Here is an 18,028-nt window from a genome sequence, read left to right on the forward strand (position 1 = left end):
GAGGATTGCCGCTCAGGGCGCGCAGGCGGCGCCCGGTCCGGCAAAATCAGCGCAATAGCAGCGTGATTTTCAGCCCGATTTCAGCTCGATAGCGGAGGCAGCCATGCAAGAACAATTTGTCAGCATCACGGCCGATGAACTTCAAATGGACGGCGTGCTTGAAATGCCAGAGCGCCCGGTGGGTATCGTCCTGTTTGCCCACGGCGCGGGCGCCGACAGCGACTATTTGGGCGCCTCCAGCCACGCCACTTCCCAGGATTTTTTGCGGGCGGGCATCGCCACCCTGCGCTTCGACCAGGGCGGTGTCGGGCCCGGCGGCGGCAGCAATGGCCACGCTTATTTCGTGCGCAGCGATATCGTGCTGCTGGCGCGTCAACTGGAAAAAGCCCTGGGCTGGCTGCAAATGGACGCTTCCACGCGGCGCTTGCCCTGCGGCTTGTATGGTTATGGCACCAGTGCGGCTGTGGTGATGCAGCTGGCGGCCTGGCGCAGCGCGGAAATCGCCGCGCTGGCCGTCTGCGATGGCCAGGTGGAAATGGCGGGCAAGGCGGCGCTGGAAAACGTGCGCGTGCCATCGCTGTTGATCGTGGGCGGGCGCGACCCCGATGTGGCTGGCCTGAACCGCATGGCTTTTGCCACCTTGCGCTGCGACAAACAATTGGAACAGATCGCCGCGCCTGGCGGCCCCGACACGCGGCACCAGGCGGCCCTGCTGGCCACGGACTGGTACACGCGCCATTTCAACGGGCATACCAGCACGGCGCAATAGCGCAATCAGGCAAGGGCGTCAGGCCACGGCGCGCAAGTTCTTCGCATGGAAGCGTACATGCTCTTCCATGAAGCTGGCGATGAAGTAATAGCCGTGGTCATAGCCGGCATGGCGGCGCAGCCGCACAGGCTGGCCGGCGTCGCGGCATGCCGCCTCGAAGACGTCGGGGTGCAGTTGTTCGGGCAAGAACTTGTCGGCCAGGCCCTGGTCGATCAAGATGCCTTCGGAAAATAGTGCCGGCTGACCCTGCAGGCCGCGCATCAGCGCGCTGGCGTCATACTGCTGCCAGCTGGCCTCGTCGCTGCCCAGGTAGCCCGAAAACGCTTTCTTGCCCCACGGACATTGGCTCGGTGCGGCGATGGGGGCGAAGGCGGACACGGAGCGGAACAGTTCAGGATTGCGCAAGGCCAGCACCAGCGCGCCATGGCCGCCCATCGAGTGGCCGAAAATGCCCGTGCGTTGCGCATCGATAGCCAGTTCCTGTTCCAGCAGGGCGCGCAATTCCAGCAGGTAGCTGTACATGCGGTAGTGGCTGCTCCACGGCGCCTCGGTAGCATCCACGTAAAAGCCAGCGCCCGCGCCGAAATCCCAGGCATCCGTCTCGCCCGCGATGTTGGCGCCACGGGGGCTGGTATCGGGCGCGATCAGGATCAGGCCTTCTTCGGCCGCCACGCGCTGCGCGCCACCCTTGATCATGAAGGTTTCTTCCGTGCACGTCAGGCCCGCCAGGTAAAACAGGGCAGGGCGTTTGGTGTTGACCACGCTGCCTGGCGCCGTGTCCGGAATGAAGGCCGAAAAACGCATGGGCAAGCCGATGGCGTGCGCGTCGTGGCGATAAAAGCGTTGTACGCCGCCAAAACAGGCGTGTTCACTCAACAGTTCCAGCATGAATTCTCCTCGTCAATCCCACAGTATAGCCAGAGCGGCGCACCGCTGACACGGGATCAGCCCAGCATGGCCGCTAGTGCTGGCAAGATGTCCTGTGCCGGCGCATCGGTCTTGAATGCCAGCAAATGGTCGGCGCGCGTCTTGCCCAGGTTGATGGCGGCCACGGGCTTGCCCGTCTCGGCCGCCATGCGGCACAGGCGAAAGCTGGAATACACCATGACGGAGGAGCCCACCACCAGCAGGGCACTGGCGGCGTGCATCTTGCTTTCGGCCTCGGCCGCGCAGGCGGCGGGCACGCCATCGCCGAAAAACACCACGTCGGGCTGCAGGGTGCCGCCGCAGCGGGGACACACGGGCAGGTGGAAGGTGGCCAGCTGCGAAGGCTCCAGCAAGGCGTCGCCATCGGGCGCCGGCGTGGCCGTGGCTCCCAGCAATTGCGGATTGTCGCGTTCGAGCTGCTCCTGGATCAGGCGGCGCGTATGGCGGGCCTGGCAATCGAGGCACACCACGCCATGTATGCTGCCGTGCAACTCCGTGACGGCATCGCTGCCCGCCAGCTGGTGCAGGCCATCGACGTTTTGCGTGACCAGGGCGCCGATGTGCTGGCGCTGCGCCAGTTGCGCGATGGCCAGGTGACCCGGATTCGGCGTGGCGCGCGCCAGGGTGGGCCAGCCCACCATGCTGCGCGCCCAGTAGCGGCGGCGCACGGCTTCCTGGCGGCGAAAATCGGGGCCTTGCACGGGCGCGCTGCCGTGCCGCACGCCTTCCGTGTCGCGGTAAGCGGGAATGCCGGACGCCGTGCTGATGCCGGCGCCCGTCAGCAGCAGCGCGTCGGGATGGCGCTGCAGGAACTGCGCCAGCTGTTCCAGGGCGGGATCGTCGCTGGCGCTCTGCAGGCTGGCTGAGGGAAAGTTTTGCATGATGCGCCATGCTAACTGAAAAGCACGGCGCCGTTGCAAGGGCAGTGTTTACTCCAGCTTCATGCCGAAACGCTGTAGCCGCGGCTGCCAATGCTCGTCGATATTGGCCGAGACGAGGATGCGCTCGGCCTTGCCGATCAGCAATGCGCGTGGCACGAAGCCGAAATAGCGGGAGTCGGCGCTGTTGTCGCGGTTATCGCCCAGCATCATGAAGTGGTCTGCCGGCACCGTCACGGGGGCAAAGCTGCGCGCCGCGCCCGTGATTTGCGGCAAGACCTGGATGCGATGCTGCTCGGTCGCATTGCGCTCGCTGATGCGCTGCGCCGTCAGCTGGCCCACGTGGGCGATGGTTTCAGGCGCCGTATCGAGCGTCGTGTACCGGGCGGGCTGGCCATTGATGACCAGCTCTTCATTGCGCATTTCCACCGTGTCGCCGGGCAGGGCGATGATGCGCTTGATCAGGCGCGTGCCATCTTTCGGCGAGGAAAAGGTGACGATGTCGCCCCGCTGCGGTTCGCGCAGGCGCTGCAGCACGATATCGGTGAGCGGCACTTTCAGGTTGAAGGCGAGGCGGTTGACGAAGACCACGTCGCCTTCGAGCAGGTTGGGGCGCATGGACGCCGAGGGTATCGGATTCCAGTCCGCCACGGCCGTGCGGAACACGCCGAACAGCAAGAGAAACATCAAAAAACCTTTGTTGGCGCGCATCCATGTTTTCATGTTGGCTCTTTCGCTGGGCCGTGCCCGTGTGTGTGAGGGAGGCGCCATTGCTGCTGGCGCCCTGTCACGATGCACGGCGAGGCTGAAGCCAGTCTTAAATCAGGTATACGCACGACCGGCGGCGCGGTCCTTGTTGCGTGCAAGCGTCAGCAACGAGGCTATTTGAACGCCTTGATGACGGCATCGAGCTTGACCTTGAGCGACTTGTCGTGCGCGTGGATGGCCGGTACTTCACGCTGCACGCCGAGCAGCTGGTAGACGGCCGTCTGCGCTGCGCGCACCGAGTATTCCACCGTAAACACAACATCATCGGCGATTTCCACGAACTGGCTGACGAAGGCCAGGTTGACGGAGTTGGCCGGCACGGGCAGCGGGCGGTCGCTCTTCGCGCGGGGCATGAACATGCTGGTGATGTAGGGCATGCGGCAGGGAATGCAATTGGCCGTGGCCATGATGTCGAGATCGAAGTTCAGATGGCCGCACAGCTCGCGCAGGATTTCCTCGCCGCTGCATTCGGACATGGGCTTGGCGACGAAGTTGCCGATGCGGTCGGGGTGCAGCGCATAGCCCCAGAATATTTGCACGCCCTCGGGCTGGCCGGCGAAATGGGGCTGGTGCGCCAGCACGACGGACATGAACCAGTTGCTGTCCTTGAAGGTGACGAGACCGCCCGTGCCCGCGCTGTTGCCCGTGAATTGTTCCATCCTGTCAAAGAAGGCGCTGTCCTTCAAGGTGACCGTGTACGAGGCCCAGTACGATTCGGGGATGCTGCTGTTGAAGGCGGCTGGACGGCCCAGTTGCGGGCGGCCCTCGGCCAGCTTTTCCCACAGGCGCCAGCCCTGGCTGTCGTGTTTCGTGCGCTTGGCCGGCGCGCAGTGCATGTTGCCATAGCTGGAGGCATCCGTCATCGAGGCATTCTGGAAAAAAACCAGGTCGCCGGCGACGACGGGGATCACGTCGGCCAGGCCGCGCCGCTCGCAGTGCAGGGCGGTGGCAGTCAGGCGGCCTTCGGATTCTTGCACCTCGATATCGGTCACCGTGCAATCCATGATGATGTTCACGCCTTGCCCTTGCAGCCACGCGACCAGCGGACGCACCAGCGAATCGTACTGGTTGTAGACGGTGCGCTTGACGCCGGCCAGGGTTTCGATGCGCGAAAACTCCATCATGAAACGGTGCAGGTAGCGCTTGAATTCGACGGCGCTATGCCAGGGCTGGAAGGCAAACGTGGTGGCCCACATATACCAGAACTTGGTGTCGAAGAAGTCGGGCGAGAGCCAGTCCGTGATGGCGCTGCTGCCCAGCGTGTCTTCGTCCGCTTCCGTCAGCTTCAGCAGTTCCAGCCTGTCCTGCATGGAAAAGCCCATGCTGCTGACATCGACCTTGAAGCGGTTGCGGTCGACCAGGCGCGCGCGCGAGTGGGGAATGTGCTGTGCATTGAAGGCGATGGTTTCATCGTAGACGCTCTGGCCCGCATGCTCGAGCGAAGGGATGCTCTTGAACAAGTCCCAGGTGCACTCGTAGTTATCGGTGGTCAGCATGCGCCCGCCGCGCAAGGTGTAGCCATCCTCGGCATTGCCGCCGCCATCGAGGCTGCCCCCGGTCACGGGCGATGCTTCGAAGATGGTGATGTTGCTGCCTTGCATGCCGCCGTCGCGTATCATGAAGGCGGCCGCGGCCAGCGAGCCGATGCCGCCGCCGACCAGATAGGCTTTTTTGTCTGTATTGCGCATGTTTTTCCCCGAGTGTGAGTGCATCCGCGTGCGCGAAAGGCCGGCAAGCGGCACGGCCGATGCCGTAGCATATTTGCCTATTTTACAATATCAGGGGAGAATTGCCTGCTCAATAGAGCAATTGCTCTGTTTTATCGGGCGCCAGCCTGTTCCTTGCGCCGTTCAAAGTACAGCAAATCCGGCCAGGTTTTGCGGCCGCGCCGTCGCTTCCAGGCGCCACAGTTGCAGTGCGCCGCACGCTACTTCCAGCAGCAGGGCGACCACGCGCGTGGCGTAGCCGCGTCCGCCGAACTGTTCGCCGATATGGAATGGTGTCGGAAAGCGATGCGCCATTATAATGAACTGGCGCATTTCGCCGCACATGCTTGAATTTATGAAGGAACAGCATGCTGTCCCATATTTGCCTTGGCACCAACGACTTTGCCCGCGCCTATGCCTTCTACACGGCCCTGCTGGGAGAACTCGATTTGATCGAGAAATTTCATGATCCGGCCCAACCCTGGGCGGGCTGGATGGCGCGGGAGGCGCCGCGCCCCCTGTTCGTGCTGACGACGCCGCATGACGGCTTGCCGGCGACTCCCGGCAATGGCCAGATGACGGCCTGGCTGGCGGCCAGCCGCGCGCAGGTGGACCGCTGCCACCAGGCCGTGCTGGCGCTGGGCGCCGAGTGCGAGGGGCCGCCCGGCTTGCGACCTCATTACCACGCCCATTACTATGGCGCGTATTTCCGCGACCTCGATGGCAACAAGCTGTGCGTCTGCTGCCACGCAGAAGAATGAATCGGAGAATGCCTTAGCGCGGTCCCCAGATGTCGTCTTCCGTCCAGCCCAGTTCCAGGAAATCCTGCGCCCGCTCGCCAGCTTCGCCTGCGCAATAGAATTCGTCCAGCTGGGGCGGCGCGATGCGCGTGCCGGCCAGCATGGCGTGCACTTGCCCACGGTGGTGGATCTGGTGCTGGAACAAATGCGCCAGCAGACGCTGGCGCGTGTCGACTTGCGGCGTGTCGCGCAGGATCGTCACGGGCCGCGCCAGGTCCGCATCGCACAGGCTGCGGCAATGGGCGATCAGGCGCAGGTCCGATGCGCGCTGCGCCGCGTGCAGCGCGGCGCAGTCGGTAAATGGTTCATCCTGTCCAAAAAAGACATAGCAGTCGGGATGGGGCGCTTCGCCGCGCAGTTCGCGTTCGAGCGCGTCGAGATAAAACCAGTCGCATGTGAGGATGTGATTCAGCGTGAACTGGATGGTGGGGAAAAAACTGACGCGCGTGGCCTGGAACTCGGCCTGGGTCAGCTGCCCGCAAGCTTTCAGCAAGCGGTGGTTGGCCCAGGCGTTGTTGTACGCCTGGCCGGTGACATAACGGGCCAGCAGATTGTTCATGATGTACCTTGCAAGGCAGGGGAAGCTGCGAGAGCGCCACTGTAGCACTTTGCGGAAAGTGGACCAAGCCGGTCACGCCGGCCGCACCGGTACTGCTGTCATCAAGTAAAATCGCGCAGCGGATGTCGCGATAGTGATGCATAAAGGTTTGGAAAAGCAAAATGGGTTGGATAGGAAAATTACTGAACGGCGGCGACGAAAAAAACAAGGCTGCGCCAGTCACGGCAGCGGCGGCGCCCGAGATGATACGGCAGCCAGCCAGCATCACCGAAATCGATGCCATCTATTACCGCTGGCTGGCGGCCGCCGGTTCGGCGCAGGCTTCCGCGCAGGCCGAACAGCAGATTCTGGACGAATTGACGCGCCTGGCCCGTGAACCGATCGCTGGCGCCGCGCTGGTGCCGCGCATTCCGGCCATCATTCCGCAGTTGATGCGTACCTTGCAAAATGAAAACATGAGCGCGGCCGAGCTGTCGCGCCAGCTGGCCCAGGACGTCTTGCTGGTCGCCGAGGTCTACCGCGAAGCGAACCGGCCCCGCTACCATTCGCGCTACAACGCCAGCCCGTCGATCAACAACATGGAAGGCGCCATTATGCTGCTTGGGCAAAACGGCATGCGCATGCTGCTCGCCCGCGTCGCCTTCCGCCCCATCGTCAGCATGCAAAGCGGCGGGTTGACCATACGCACGGCGCCGCTGATCTGGCGCCAGTCCGAGAAATGCGCGCTGGCGGCCAACCTGGTCGCGCCGGCAATGCAGGCAAACGCCTTCGACGCCTATCTGGCGGGACTGATGGCCAATGTCGGTCTGGTGGTGGCGTTCCGCCTGATCGACCAGATGCATGCGCCCGATGCGTTTCCGCAATCGGACGCCTTCATTGCCCAGGTGTTTGCGCAAGCGCGCATCCTGTCGGTACGGATCGCCGAATTATGGGAGTTTCCCGCGTCCGTGACCAATGCGATCGAGCATGCCGGCGTCGATGCCGATACCGATCCGCAGGCGCAAGCGCTGGCGCTGGGCGATCGCTTGAGCAAGCTGCGCATGCTGGTCGATACTGGCCGTTTTCCTGCCGACGATCCCTTCGTGATGGCCGGACTCGGCAAGAGTGAGCTGCTGGTGTTTGACAAGCTGGCAGACGACGAGGACGACGAGGAGTGATGCCAGCTGCATGCAGCGGATATCACTCAGCGCGCAAAATAGAGTTCGTGCAGGTGATCGAGCTCGACCTCGGAAGCTGCCTGCGACAGTGCCACTTTGCCGCTCTGCATCAGGTAGACGTGATCGGCCACGCCCACGGCGCGCGCCGTGTTTTGCTCGACCAGGATGATGGTGCGACGGCCGTCGTTCAGGCGCGCGAGGATCTCGAACAGCTCGTTGACCACCAGCGGCGCCAGGCCCAGCGAAGGCTCGTCGATGATCAAGAGTGACGGGTCGGACATCAAGCCCCGCGCCATGGCCAGCATCTGCGCCTCGCCACCGGACAGGGAACCGGCCAGCTGGCGGCGACGCTCCAGCAGGCGCGGGAACATGGCGTAGGCTTCGGCCAGGCGCTTCGGCATGTGGCTGCGGTGCTCTTTCGGGAAGGCGCCCATGATCAGGTTTTCTTCCACGCTCATGTCACGGAAGGTCATGCGGCCCTCGGGGATCATGGTGACCCTCGCGTCGCTCATCTTCCAGGTGGGCGTGCCATTGATGCCCACGCCATCGAGCGCGATGCTGCCCGCGCCCACGGGCAGCAGACCCATGATGGCGCGCAGCAGGGTGGTCTTGCCGGCCCCGTTCGGGCCGATGATGGTGGTCAGCTTGCCCTTCTGGATGGACAGCGACACATCCCACAGCACATTGATGGCGCCATAGCCGGCGCGCAGTTTACTTATTTCAAGCATGGACGGCTCCCGTGTAGCTTTCGATGACGGCCGGATCGCGGAAGACGGCGTCCGGCGTGCCGTCGGCGATCAGCTGGCCAAAATTGAGCACGGCCACGCGCTGGCACAGATTGCTGATGGTCTCGATGTCGTGCTCGATCATGACGATGCCCACGCCAAAGGCGGCGTGCAAATCCTTGAGCATACCCATGAAACGGCGCTTGCCGTTCGTTTCCAGGCCGGCCAGCACTTCATCGAGCAGCAGCAGTTTCGGATTGGTAGCCAGCGCCTTGGCCACTTCCAGCGCTTTCAGTTCCGTCAGCGCCAGTTCGCTGGCCGCGTCGCGCGCGGCCTTGTCCGCCAGGCTGGTGAAATCGAGGATTTCATCGATCTTGCGCATGTCCACCTTGCCGGTGCCGAAGCGCTGCGCCACGATCAGGTTTTCTCGCACCGTCAATTCATGCATGGGCTGCGGAATCTGGAAGGTGCGGCCCAATCCCAGGCGCGCGCGCTGGTACATGGGCGTGGCCATGATGTCGCGCCCCTCGAAGCGGATGCCGCCGCTGGTGGGGCGCACCAGGCCGGAAATCGCATTGAACAGCGTGGTCTTGCCGGCGCCATTCGCGCCCACCAGGCCGATCACGTCGTGGCTACCCACGTTCAGGGAGACGGAATCGACGGCCGTCAGGCCGCCGAAGCGCACGCAGACATTATCGAGTTCAAGCATGTTGTTTCTCCTTGCCCAGCGCTTTTTTCAACCATTTTTGCAGCAGCGGCAGCAGGCCATTCGGACTGAAGACGATCATCGCCACCAGCAGTACGCCCAGCACCAGTTGGTGGCCCGTGGGGATCAGCGACTTGAAGATCAGCTGGTCCACCAGGTAGACCACCACGGCGCCCAGCACGGGACCGAGTATCGTGCGGTAGCCGCCGAAGATGGCCGCCACGATGGGCAAGGTCACCCACAGGCTGTTGAAGGCGTAGTCCGGTTCCAGGAAGTTGATGTAGTGGGCGTTGAAGGCGCCGAACAGGCCCGCCATGAAGGCCGACACGAGCAGCATCGCGCCTTTCAGCAAGGTGCTGTTGACGCCGACGACGCGCGTGGCGTCTTCGCTGTCGTGCATGGCGCGCAGGGCGATGCCGTAATGGCTGGCGCGGATGCGGCTGTAGGCGAAGGCGCATGCCACCACCAGGGTCAGCACCACCAGGTAGGCGCCCGTCTTGCTGGCCAAATCAAAGCCGAAGACGGTGGGCAAGGTGGGGATATTGTTCACGCCACCGGCGCCGCCCGTGACGGCACTCCATTCCGTGGCCAGGATGCGGAAGATGTGGGCGTAGGCGAGGATGGCCAGCGCAAAATACGGCCCGCGCAGGCGCAGCACGGGCAGCATGATGATGGCGGCGATGGCCGCCCCCGCGCCGCCCAGCAGCATGGCGGCAAACACGGGCAAGCCCAGTTTCACGGTGGTCAGCGCAGACACATACGCGCCCACGCCAAAGAAGGCCGCATGGCCGAAGCTGACCATGCCGCCCAAGTTGCCCAGCAGGGCCCAGGACATGGCCACGCCGCCAATGACCAGGGCTGCCACCACCATGCTCATCACATACTGGTTGCCGCCCAGGGCCAGCGGCACGGCGATATACGCGGCCAGCAGCAAACCAGTCGTTGAAATCAGTGTTGAGCGCTTCATCCGCGCCTCCGTTGTGCGCCGAACAGGCCGTTCGGCATGATGAACAGCACCAGCAGGAACAGCACCATGCCGGACAATTCCTGCAGCGCGGAGCTGGCCAGGGTGACGGTCAGCGCCTCGGCCACGCCCAGCAGCACGGCGGCGATCAGCACGCCGGGGATCGAGCCGATGCCGGCGAGGACCGTGATGATGAAGGCTTTCACCGTCAGCGCGCCGCCGTAGGCAGGCTGGATCACGCCATAGCTGAACAGGGCGACGCCGGCGAAGGCGGCCAGGATGCCGGCGACCAAAAAGGAGACCAGTTCCGTGCGGCCCGGGTCGATGCCCATCAGCTTGGCCGCATCGCGGTTGCTGGAGACCGCGCGCACGGCGCGGCCATACCAGCTGGTGGCCAGCCAGCGCCACAGGGCCGCCATCAGCACCAGGCTGACGCCGAAGAAAATCACTTCGCTGCGCATGCTGAAGAAGGGGCCGATCTCGATGCCTTCCTGCAGCCAGCTCGACGAGGTCGAGCGGATGTCTGCCTTCCATACCAGCAGGATGAAATTGGTGAGGATGACGCCGATGCCGTAGGTGAGGATCAGCGAATTGATTTCGCGGTCCTTCTTGATGCGGCTGACGATCAGGTACACGCCCACGGACGTCAGGCTGACGATCACCAGCGCGATGGGAATGGCGAACATGGGACCGAGTCCCAGGCCCGATTCGACGCTGTAGGCGATGTAAGCGGCCAGCAGTACCAGTTCGCCGTGCGCCAGGTTGATCACTTTCATGGTGCCGAAGACCAGCGCCAGTCCCAGTGCGATCAGGGCGTAGGAGCCGCCCTGCAGCAAGCCCGAATACAGGGCTTGCAAGATTAATTCTGTCATGTCGTCATCCCGTCAGGCAAGCTGGCGCATCGTGGATGCTGCGCCAGCTTGCCGTTCATCGGTGCACGCCCGGCGGGCGTGCGCGTGTGCAGGGGGCGGCTGCCGTTTACCAGGGCAGGGCTGGATAGGCCAGCTTGCCCGTGGCGTGTTCCTTCGGCCAGACGATCACCACCTTCTTGTCCTGGTGCTGCGCCATGCGGTGCACGAAGTTCAGGTTGTCGCCATTGGCGGCGAACTGCACCCGGCCGATCAGGGTTTCGCGGTCCGTCTTGCGCATCTCCTCGGTCACGCCGCCTTTCTTGAGCGTGCCCTTGTCGGCCGCGCGCGCGATGGCTTCGAACAGCAGCATCGACTGTACGTAGCCGAACTGGCCCAGGTAATCCGGTTCCTTCTTGTACAGCTGCTTGTAGGCGTCGCTGAAGGCTTTGCCGTCGGCTGTCTTGAATTCGGTGGGGAAGGGCAGCAGGGCCGTGCCGAACACGTTCGGCATCAGGTCGGGGAAGTCGGCCGCCATTTTCGGCGTGGCCAGCGACCATACGCCCACCATGGCCTTGATCTTCGGCTTCAAGACGCGGGCGGCGCGGATGATGCCCACGTAGTCGTTTTCGTAGCCGACCATGGCCACGACTTCGGACTTATCCTGCAGCTTGATCTTGTTGATGATGGGCTTGAAGTCGGTAATGGCCGGGTCGAACGAGTGCGTCGTCACTTTCACGCCCCTGGCGGCCAGGGCCTTTTCCACGTCTTTCGCCAGGCCCGTGGTGGCATCCTTGGTCGAATACACGATGGAGACGGACTTGGCGCCCACATCCTGCAGCAGTCCCAGCATGGCTTTTTCGTAGCCGGCCGTGTTATTGATGCGGAAAAAATTCTTGCGTCCGCTGGCCACCAGGCTGTCGTCCACGCCGCCCGAAGTGATGTAGACCAGGCCCAGTTTGTTCGCCGTGTCCGAGGCGGGCGAGATATTGTTCGAACCATAGCCGCCCGTGATGGCCACCACGCCCTGGCTGGCCAGCTTTTCCACGGCGGCAATCGCCTTGGCGGGCGCCGATTCGTCGTCGACGGTGATGATCTTGATGGTGTGCTTGCCGTTGGTCTTGTTGAAGACCTCGGCCGCCACCATGATCCCTTCCTGCATGCCGGCGCCGACCCGCGCCAGGTTGCCCGTCAGGGGGATTTCCGCGCCGACCAGGAATTCGTCGGCGCTGGCCTGCGTTATCCAGGCGCTGGCAACCAGCGCTGCCATGGCGATGCGTGTGTAGGTGCGTTTCATCGTGTCTCCTCCGGTGATGTGGCGTGGTTTTATTGTCGTGTCTGATACAACATGCTCAACTTATCGTGCATTCTGCGCCATTTGCCGCAGCTGCCCCTTTAAAATCTTGCCCGTGGCAGCCGCCGGCAGCGCTTCCATGACGATAATGGCCGACGGGCACTTGTAGGGCGACAGGGTCTGCGCCAGATAGTCCTGCAAGGCCTGCACCGTCACGGGGTGCTGCGGGTCCAGTTCCACATAGGCGATGACGTCCTCATTGCCATCGTCCAGGGTGCGTCCCACCACGGCCGACTGCACCACGGAAGCATGGGCGTTGAGGGCCGTTTCCACTTCCAGCGGATACACATTGAAGCCGGAGCGGATGATCAGCTCCTTGGTGCGGCCGACGATGAACAGCGCGCCGTCCGGTTCCTGGCGCGCCATGTCGCCCGTGTTGAGCCAGCCGCCGTCGCGCATGGTGGCCGCCGTCATGGCCGGCTCGCGGTAATAGCCGGCCATGACGTTCGGCCCGCGTATCCACAATTCGCCCGCTTCGCCCGGCGCCACGTCCGCGCCGGCCACGTTCACCACGCGCACTGCCACGCCGGGGATCGGCGTGCCGACGGAACTGTCATGGCGCGGCGCATCGATCCGCGTCTGGCTGATGGTGGGCGCGCTTTCCGTCATGCCGTAGCCATTATGCAGCGCGGTGCCAAGCAGCTTTTCCACGTCGTGCTTGAGCGACGGCGCCAGCGGCGAGCCGCCTGCGTAAGCAAAGCGCAGCCGCGTGGGCAGGGGAGTGCTTGCGCCGCCCAGGGTTTGCAGCAGCTTGGCGTACATGGCAGGCACGCCCTGCACGATGGTCAATTCATCGTCCTTCAGCGCGGCCAGCAGGCCATCGACGGAAAAGCGCGGCACCAGGTACAGGGCGGCGCCCGCATACAGGGTGCCCAGGGCAACCGAGGCCAGGCCGTACACGTGCGAAATCGGCAGCACGCCGTAGGCGCGGTCGGTGCTGGTCAGGCCCCGCAAGGTGCTGGACACGGCGGCGATGAACAGCAGGTTTCGGTGCGTCAGCATCACGCCTTTTGACTGCCCCGTGGTGCCCGTCGTGTAGATCAGCGCGGCCACCTGTTCGTTGCCGGGCACGCAGGCTTCCGCGACGGTGGCCTCGTTCAAGCTGCCCGCCAGCAGCTCGCCCATGCCGTCGACCTGGCATGGCGTTGCGCCGCGCCGCGCCGCATGCGCGGCCGCCTCCGGCGAGGCGCCGGCAAGGAACAGCAGCCGCCGCGCGCTGGCATGCTCGGCGATGGTGTCGATCTCGCGCGCCGACAGGCGCGCATTGACATTGACGATCCACGCATCGATGCCGGCGCAAGCGAAGATCAGCGCCACCTGCAGCGCGCCGTTTTCGCCCACCACCATCAGGCGGTCGCCGGGGCGCACGTCGAGGTTGATCAACAACTGCATTGCATTTTCTACACTGTGCTGCAGTTGGGCGTAGGTCCAGCTGCGGCCAGCTTCATGCAGCGCGGGCGCGTCCGGCGCGCGCGCCGCCCAGTAAGCGGGAATGGCTGACAGGCGCGCCGGCAAGCCGGCCAGCAGGATTGGAATATCCATCGCGGCTTCCATCACTTTTGCGCTGCCTTGATCATGTTGCGGGCAATGACGATCTGCTGGATCTGCGTCGTGCCTTCGTAGATGCGGAACAGGCGCACGTCGCGGTAGAAGCGCTCGGCCGCGTATTCGCTGATGTAGCCGGCGCCGCCGTGGATCTGCACGGAGCGGTCGGCCACGCGGCCGCACATTTCGGAGGCGAACAGCTTGCAGCACGACGCTTCCGTCGAGATGTCTTCCTTGTTGTCGCGCCGGCGCGCGGCGTCGAGCACCATGCTGCGCGCGGCGTAGATCTCGGCCTTGCTGTCGGCCAGCATGGCCTGGATCAGCTGGAATTCGGCGATCGGTTGGCCGAACTGCTGGCGCTCCATGGCGTAGGCCAGGGCGTCGGCCAGCATGCGCTCGGCCGCGCCCACGCAGACGGCGGCGATGTGCAAACGGCCCTTGTCGAGCACTTTCATGGCTGTCTTGAAACCCACGCCTTCCTTGCCGCCGATGATGTTCGCGGCTGGCACGCGGCAATTTTCAAAGATGACGTCGCAGGTATGCGCGCCTTGCTGGCCCATCTTTTTATCGATTTTCCCCAGCGAGAGGCCTGGCGTATCCTTTTCCACGATGAAGGCGGAGATGGCCGAGGCGCCCCGCTTGACGGGGTCCGTGCGCGCCATGACGGTAAAAATGCTCGCTTCGGGCGCGTTGGTGATATAGCGCTTGCTGCCGTTGAGGATGTAAAAATCGCCATCGCGCACGGCGCTCGTGCGCAGCGATGCCGCATCGGACCCGGAACCGGCTTCCGTCAGGGCGAATGAACCGATGATATCGCCGGCCGCCAGTTTCGGCAAGTAGTGCTGTTTCTGCGCCTCCGTGCCATCGATGACGATGCCTTGCGAGCCGATGCCGTTGTTCGTGCCGATCAGCGAGCGGAAGGCGGGCGAAGTGCGGGCGATTTCAAAAGCGACCCTGACTTCCTCTTCCATGCTCAGTTCCAGGCCGCCATAGGCTTCCGGGATGGACAGGCCGAACAGGCCCAGTTCACGCATCTGCGCCACGATGACGGGCGGTATCGTATCCGTTTCGGCCACCAGCGCCTCGTTCGGCACCAGCACTTCGCGCACGAAACGGGCGATGCTGTCGAGCAGGATGTTCAGGGTTTCTTCGTCGCGTATCATCGGGATCCTCGGAGGCGATGTTGAGAGGGGGCGCGCAGTCTAACCGCGGCCCAGGTTTTTTTCCACTGTCTTGACCAGGGCGACCAGGCGCGGTCCCAGGTCACCTTCGAGTTTTTCACGCGACAGCAGGAAGGCGGGGCCGCCGCAATTGAAGGCCATCACCTGCTCGCCGTCAAAGCCCAGCATGGGCACACCCACTGCATGCACGTCGTTCTGCCATTCGCCAGCCGAGATGCAAAAGCCCCGGTCCTGGTAATCCTTGAAGCCTTGCTCGATGCCGGCCTTGATGCGCGGCCAGCGTTCCGTCTCGTGCACGCGCGCATGGTCCATCAGGTAGTCGCGTTCGGCCTGCGGCAGGATGCACAGCAGGGCCTTGCCCATGGCCGTCGTCATCAAGGGAATGCGCGAGCCGACATCAAGGCGCAGGGTGACGTTGGCGCTGCTGCGACAGGTTTCCACGTACACCATGCTGAGACGATCGCGCGTGCCCAGCGAAACGGAGGCTTGCGCATGTTCGGCCAGTTCTTCCATCAGCGGGCGCGCCATCTTGCGCACGTCGAGGTTCGACAGCATGCGGTAGCCGAGGGCCAGCACACCGGCGCCCAGCTGGTACTTGCCCAAGCTGTCCGAGTAATTCAGGTAGCCCAGTTTGGTGAGGGTGTAGGTGAGGCGCGAAATCGTCGGTTTCGGGATGCCCGTGCGCTTGGCCATGTCCGCGTTCGACAGGAAGACTTCGCCGGGGCGGAAGCACCGGAGCACTTCCAGGCCGCGTGCCAGCGCGTTGACGAACTGGCGGTCCTTGCCTTCCTCGTCATCGCTGAAAACGATGATTTCCGGATCGGCTGCGGCTTGAATATTTGTCATATTTACATCCATTTGCTGGCTCCCTGGAAATCAGTTTGCCTAGCCAAATTCGACGTGTCAACCGTTTTGTGAAACATTCGTTCGCACAGCGAAATGCTGCGGTGCATGAAAAAGGTGTGAAATTTGACTAGCGCAGGTGTTTCCGGTCTTGTTGCTTGAGCATCGCTATATACCTCTGTATATTGCGCTGTTGGGTGACGGCCGCTGCAGACGTGGCCGCTTTTTTGAATATCGCTATATAAGACGGTATATAACGTATATAACGAGAGTGGAAAGAACAAGACGATGTTGAAACAGGTAATGGCAGGCGCTGTGATGCTGGCGCTGGCGCAGATGGCACTGACGGCGCAGGCGCAGCAAACGGCCGGCAAGGATGAGGCGGCGCCGTTCGTGCTGGGCACGGTGACGGTGATCGGCCAGCGCGACCAGCTGGGGCAAGTAGGCGAGCAGCCAGTGGGCTCGCAAGTGAGCCGCGCCGAGATGCGCCGCTTTAACCGCGACAATGTGGGCGACGCCCTCAATTTGCTGTCGGGCGTGTCGCTGTCGACCAACTCGCGCAACGAAAAAACCGTCGCCATCCGCGGCTTCGATGCGCGCCAGGTGCCGCTGTACATCGACGGCATCCCCGTCTACGTGCCATATGACGGCTATGTCGATTTCAACCGCTTCACGACGGCCGACCTGGCCGCCATCCAGGTGGCCAAGGGTTACAGCTCCGTGGCGTATGGCGCCAATACCCTGGGCGGCGCCATCAACCTGATCTCGCGCAAACCCGCAGCGCGCCTGGAGGGAGATACCTCCATCGGTTTCGGCTCGGGCAGCGAGCGCCAGGTATCTGCAAACGTGGGCACCAACCAGGGCCTGTGGTATCTGCAGGCGGGCGTGTCGTATATCGACAGCGACGGCTTCCCCCTGTCATCCGACTTCCGTCCCACGGCCACGGAAGACGGCGGCATGCGCAACAACGCTTACCGCAAGGACCATAAACTGTCGTTCAAGGTGGGCTACACGCCTGTGGGCGGTGACGAATATGCACTGAGCTACTACAAGCAGCATGGCGAAAAGGGCCAGCCGCCATCAGCCAATCCCGTCGGCGCGCGCTACTGGCAATGGCCATACTGGAACAAGGAAAGCGTGTATTTCGTCTCGCAGACGCGCCTGGGCGAGGCCGAGCGCCTGAAACTGCGCCTGTACCACGACAGCTACGACAATGAAATTACCTCGTTCACGAACGGCAGCTACGCGACCCTGAAGACCAGTGGCCAGGGCAGCGTCAGCGGCGGGCGCAGCATCTATGACGACCGCACGAATGGCGGCGCGGTGGAGCTTGAATCGTTCCGCCTGGCCGCGCACAGCCTGCGCGTCGTCGCCAGCTACAAAGCCGACGAACACCAGGAACGCGACGCCAAGGGCGTGCGCACCACCTGGTACAAGGATGCCCTGTGGACCTTGGGCGCGGAAGACAGCATCGCCCTCAATGCGGCGACCGAACTGTCGCTGGGCGCCTCGCGCAATGCGCTGCGCCCGGACACCGTCTACAGCGCCGGCAATGCGTATACCTTGCCGAGTAATCAATCGGCCACGGACCTGCAGGCGGGCCTGTTCCACAAGATCGGTCTTGATGCGCGCGTGTACGCCACCGTGGCGCGCAAGTCGCGCCTGCCGACCCTGAAGGACCGCTATTCGCAACGCCTGGGCACCTATATCGAAAATCCGGCCTTGCGCGCGGAAGAGGCGATGAATTATGAACTGGGGTATCAAGGAAACTCGCAGGGCACCAAGGTGGAAGCGGCGCTGTTCTACAGCGACGTGAAGGACAAGATCCAGAGCGTGGCGAACGTGTCGGGCGTGCGCGCGCAGATGCAGAACGCGGGCCGGGCGCATATCAGCGGCGTGGAACTGGGCTTGCGCGGCAGCGCCGGCGCCTGGCTGGACTTCGGCGGCAATTACACCTACACGGAGATGAAGAACGTCAGCGACCGCGCCATCCGCCTGACGGACGTGCCGCGCCACAAGCTGACGGCGCACGCCGTGCTGCACGCGGCGCGCCAGGTCGACGTGGTGGCCATCGCGGAATCGAACAGTGGGCGCTGGGTCTCGAACACTTTGGCACTCGGTGGTTTTACGACGCTGAACCTGAAGGCCGTGTACCGCCCCTTGCCGGCATTGACGCTGGAAGCGGGCGTGGCGAACCTGGGTGACCGCAATTACGCGCTGTCCGACGGTTTCCCCAGCGCCGGGCGCACCTGGCTGGCCAATGCACAGTACCAGTTCTGATTTTTTGACTGTTCAATG

At 63.5% G+C, this 18,028-nt stretch carries 18 protein-coding genes; 4 read left to right on the plus strand and 14 right to left on the minus strand.

What is annotated here, in order from left to right; all coding sequences use genetic code 11:
* The first annotated feature begins 103 nt into the window (after positions 1-103).
* Positions 104-769: a dienelactone hydrolase family protein gene (locus ACQ4WP_RS06645; RefSeq protein ID WP_353657787.1), complete on the plus strand. Its 666-nt coding sequence runs from the start codon at positions 104-106 to the stop codon at positions 767-769.
* A gap of 18 nt (positions 770-787) precedes the next feature.
* On the opposite strand, the gene fghA is transcribed toward ACQ4WP_RS06645, so the two are convergent.
* The 5 genes from fghA to ACQ4WP_RS06670 form a co-directional block, all read right to left on the minus strand.
* Positions 788-1,657, minus strand: a complete 870-nt coding sequence (gene fghA, locus ACQ4WP_RS06650; protein ID WP_436519242.1) for an S-formylglutathione hydrolase — start codon at positions 1,655-1,657, stop codon at positions 788-790.
* Between the two features lie 56 nt (positions 1,658-1,713).
* On the minus strand, positions 1,714-2,577 hold the full coding sequence (locus ACQ4WP_RS06655) for an NAD-dependent protein deacetylase (protein WP_436519243.1): 864 nt from the start codon (positions 2,575-2,577) through the stop codon (positions 1,714-1,716).
* A 48-nt stretch (positions 2,578-2,625) separates the two neighbouring features.
* Positions 2,626-3,297, minus strand: a complete 672-nt coding sequence (gene lepB / locus ACQ4WP_RS06660; protein ID WP_436519244.1) for a signal peptidase I — start codon at positions 3,295-3,297, stop codon at positions 2,626-2,628.
* A gap of 158 nt (positions 3,298-3,455) precedes the next feature.
* Positions 3,456-5,030 (minus strand): oleate hydratase, encoded by a 1,575-nt coding sequence (locus ACQ4WP_RS06665; protein WP_436519245.1) that lies wholly within the window; start codon positions 5,028-5,030, stop codon positions 3,456-3,458.
* A gap of 162 nt (positions 5,031-5,192) precedes the next feature.
* A complete protein-coding gene (locus ACQ4WP_RS06670; protein WP_436519246.1) occupies positions 5,193-5,363 on the minus strand; it encodes a GNAT family N-acetyltransferase in 171 nt (56 codons plus the stop codon).
* A gap of 53 nt (positions 5,364-5,416) precedes the next feature.
* Between ACQ4WP_RS06670 and ACQ4WP_RS06675 the strand changes: the two genes are divergently transcribed.
* Positions 5,417-5,809: a VOC family protein gene (locus tag ACQ4WP_RS06675; protein ID WP_436519247.1), complete on the plus strand. Its 393-nt coding sequence runs from the start codon at positions 5,417-5,419 to the stop codon at positions 5,807-5,809.
* 13 nt (positions 5,810-5,822) lie between these two features.
* Here the strand turns inward: ACQ4WP_RS06675 and ACQ4WP_RS06680 are convergent, their stop codons facing one another.
* The gene (locus ACQ4WP_RS06680) at positions 5,823-6,407 is read right to left on the minus strand and encodes a DinB family protein (RefSeq protein ID WP_436519248.1); all 585 of its coding nucleotides are present in this window, start codon (positions 6,405-6,407) and stop codon (positions 5,823-5,825) included.
* Between the two features lie 161 nt (positions 6,408-6,568).
* On the opposite strand from ACQ4WP_RS06680, the gene ACQ4WP_RS06685 reads away from it, so the two are divergent.
* Positions 6,569-7,564: an HDOD domain-containing protein gene (locus ACQ4WP_RS06685; RefSeq protein ID WP_436519249.1), complete on the plus strand. Its 996-nt coding sequence runs from the start codon at positions 6,569-6,571 to the stop codon at positions 7,562-7,564.
* A gap of 26 nt (positions 7,565-7,590) precedes the next feature.
* Here ACQ4WP_RS06685 and ACQ4WP_RS06690 read toward each other — a convergent pair whose 3' ends face one another.
* The 8 genes from ACQ4WP_RS06690 to ACQ4WP_RS06725 form a co-directional block, all read right to left on the minus strand.
* Positions 7,591-8,292, minus strand: a complete 702-nt coding sequence (locus tag ACQ4WP_RS06690) for an ABC transporter ATP-binding protein (protein WP_436519250.1) — start codon at positions 8,290-8,292, stop codon at positions 7,591-7,593.
* On the minus strand, positions 8,285-8,998 hold the full coding sequence (locus ACQ4WP_RS06695; RefSeq protein WP_436519251.1) for an ABC transporter ATP-binding protein: 714 nt from the start codon (positions 8,996-8,998) through the stop codon (positions 8,285-8,287). Before ACQ4WP_RS06695 ends, ACQ4WP_RS06690 begins: the two co-directional genes overlap by 8 nt.
* Complete coding sequence (locus tag ACQ4WP_RS06700; RefSeq protein ID WP_436519252.1) at positions 8,991-9,962, minus strand: branched-chain amino acid ABC transporter permease; 972 nt, start codon at positions 9,960-9,962, stop codon at positions 8,991-8,993. Before ACQ4WP_RS06700 ends, ACQ4WP_RS06695 begins: the two co-directional genes overlap by 8 nt.
* Complete coding sequence (locus ACQ4WP_RS06705) at positions 9,959-10,831, minus strand: branched-chain amino acid ABC transporter permease (protein ID WP_071324250.1); 873 nt, start codon at positions 10,829-10,831, stop codon at positions 9,959-9,961. The genes ACQ4WP_RS06700 and ACQ4WP_RS06705 overlap by 4 nt, the downstream gene beginning before the upstream one ends.
* A 106-nt stretch (positions 10,832-10,937) precedes the next feature.
* Complete coding sequence (locus ACQ4WP_RS06710; RefSeq protein ID WP_436519253.1) at positions 10,938-12,104, minus strand: ABC transporter substrate-binding protein; 1,167 nt, start codon at positions 12,102-12,104, stop codon at positions 10,938-10,940.
* Positions 12,105-12,164: 60 nt separating this feature from the next.
* A complete protein-coding gene (locus ACQ4WP_RS06715; protein ID WP_436519254.1) occupies positions 12,165-13,703 on the minus strand; it encodes a class I adenylate-forming enzyme family protein in 1,539 nt (512 codons plus the stop codon).
* Between the two features lie 11 nt (positions 13,704-13,714).
* On the minus strand, positions 13,715-14,869 hold the full coding sequence (locus tag ACQ4WP_RS06720) for an acyl-CoA dehydrogenase family protein (RefSeq protein ID WP_436519255.1): 1,155 nt from the start codon (positions 14,867-14,869) through the stop codon (positions 13,715-13,717).
* A gap of 39 nt (positions 14,870-14,908) precedes the next feature.
* Positions 14,909-15,733 carry an IclR family transcriptional regulator gene (locus ACQ4WP_RS06725; RefSeq protein WP_436519256.1) on the minus strand — a complete coding sequence of 275 codons (825 nt, stop codon included), beginning with the start codon at positions 15,731-15,733 and terminating at the stop codon, positions 14,909-14,911.
* 285 nt (positions 15,734-16,018) lie between these two features.
* Between ACQ4WP_RS06725 and ACQ4WP_RS06730 the strand changes: the two genes are divergently transcribed.
* Positions 16,019-18,010: a TonB-dependent receptor plug domain-containing protein gene (locus ACQ4WP_RS06730; protein WP_436519257.1), complete on the plus strand. Its 1,992-nt coding sequence runs from the start codon at positions 16,019-16,021 to the stop codon at positions 18,008-18,010.
* Positions 18,011-18,028 lie beyond the last annotated feature (18 nt).

This window comes from Janthinobacterium lyxosi (assembly GCF_051380665.1).
In the GTDB taxonomy this organism is placed as follows: Bacteria; Pseudomonadota; Gammaproteobacteria; order Burkholderiales; family Burkholderiaceae_D; genus Janthinobacterium.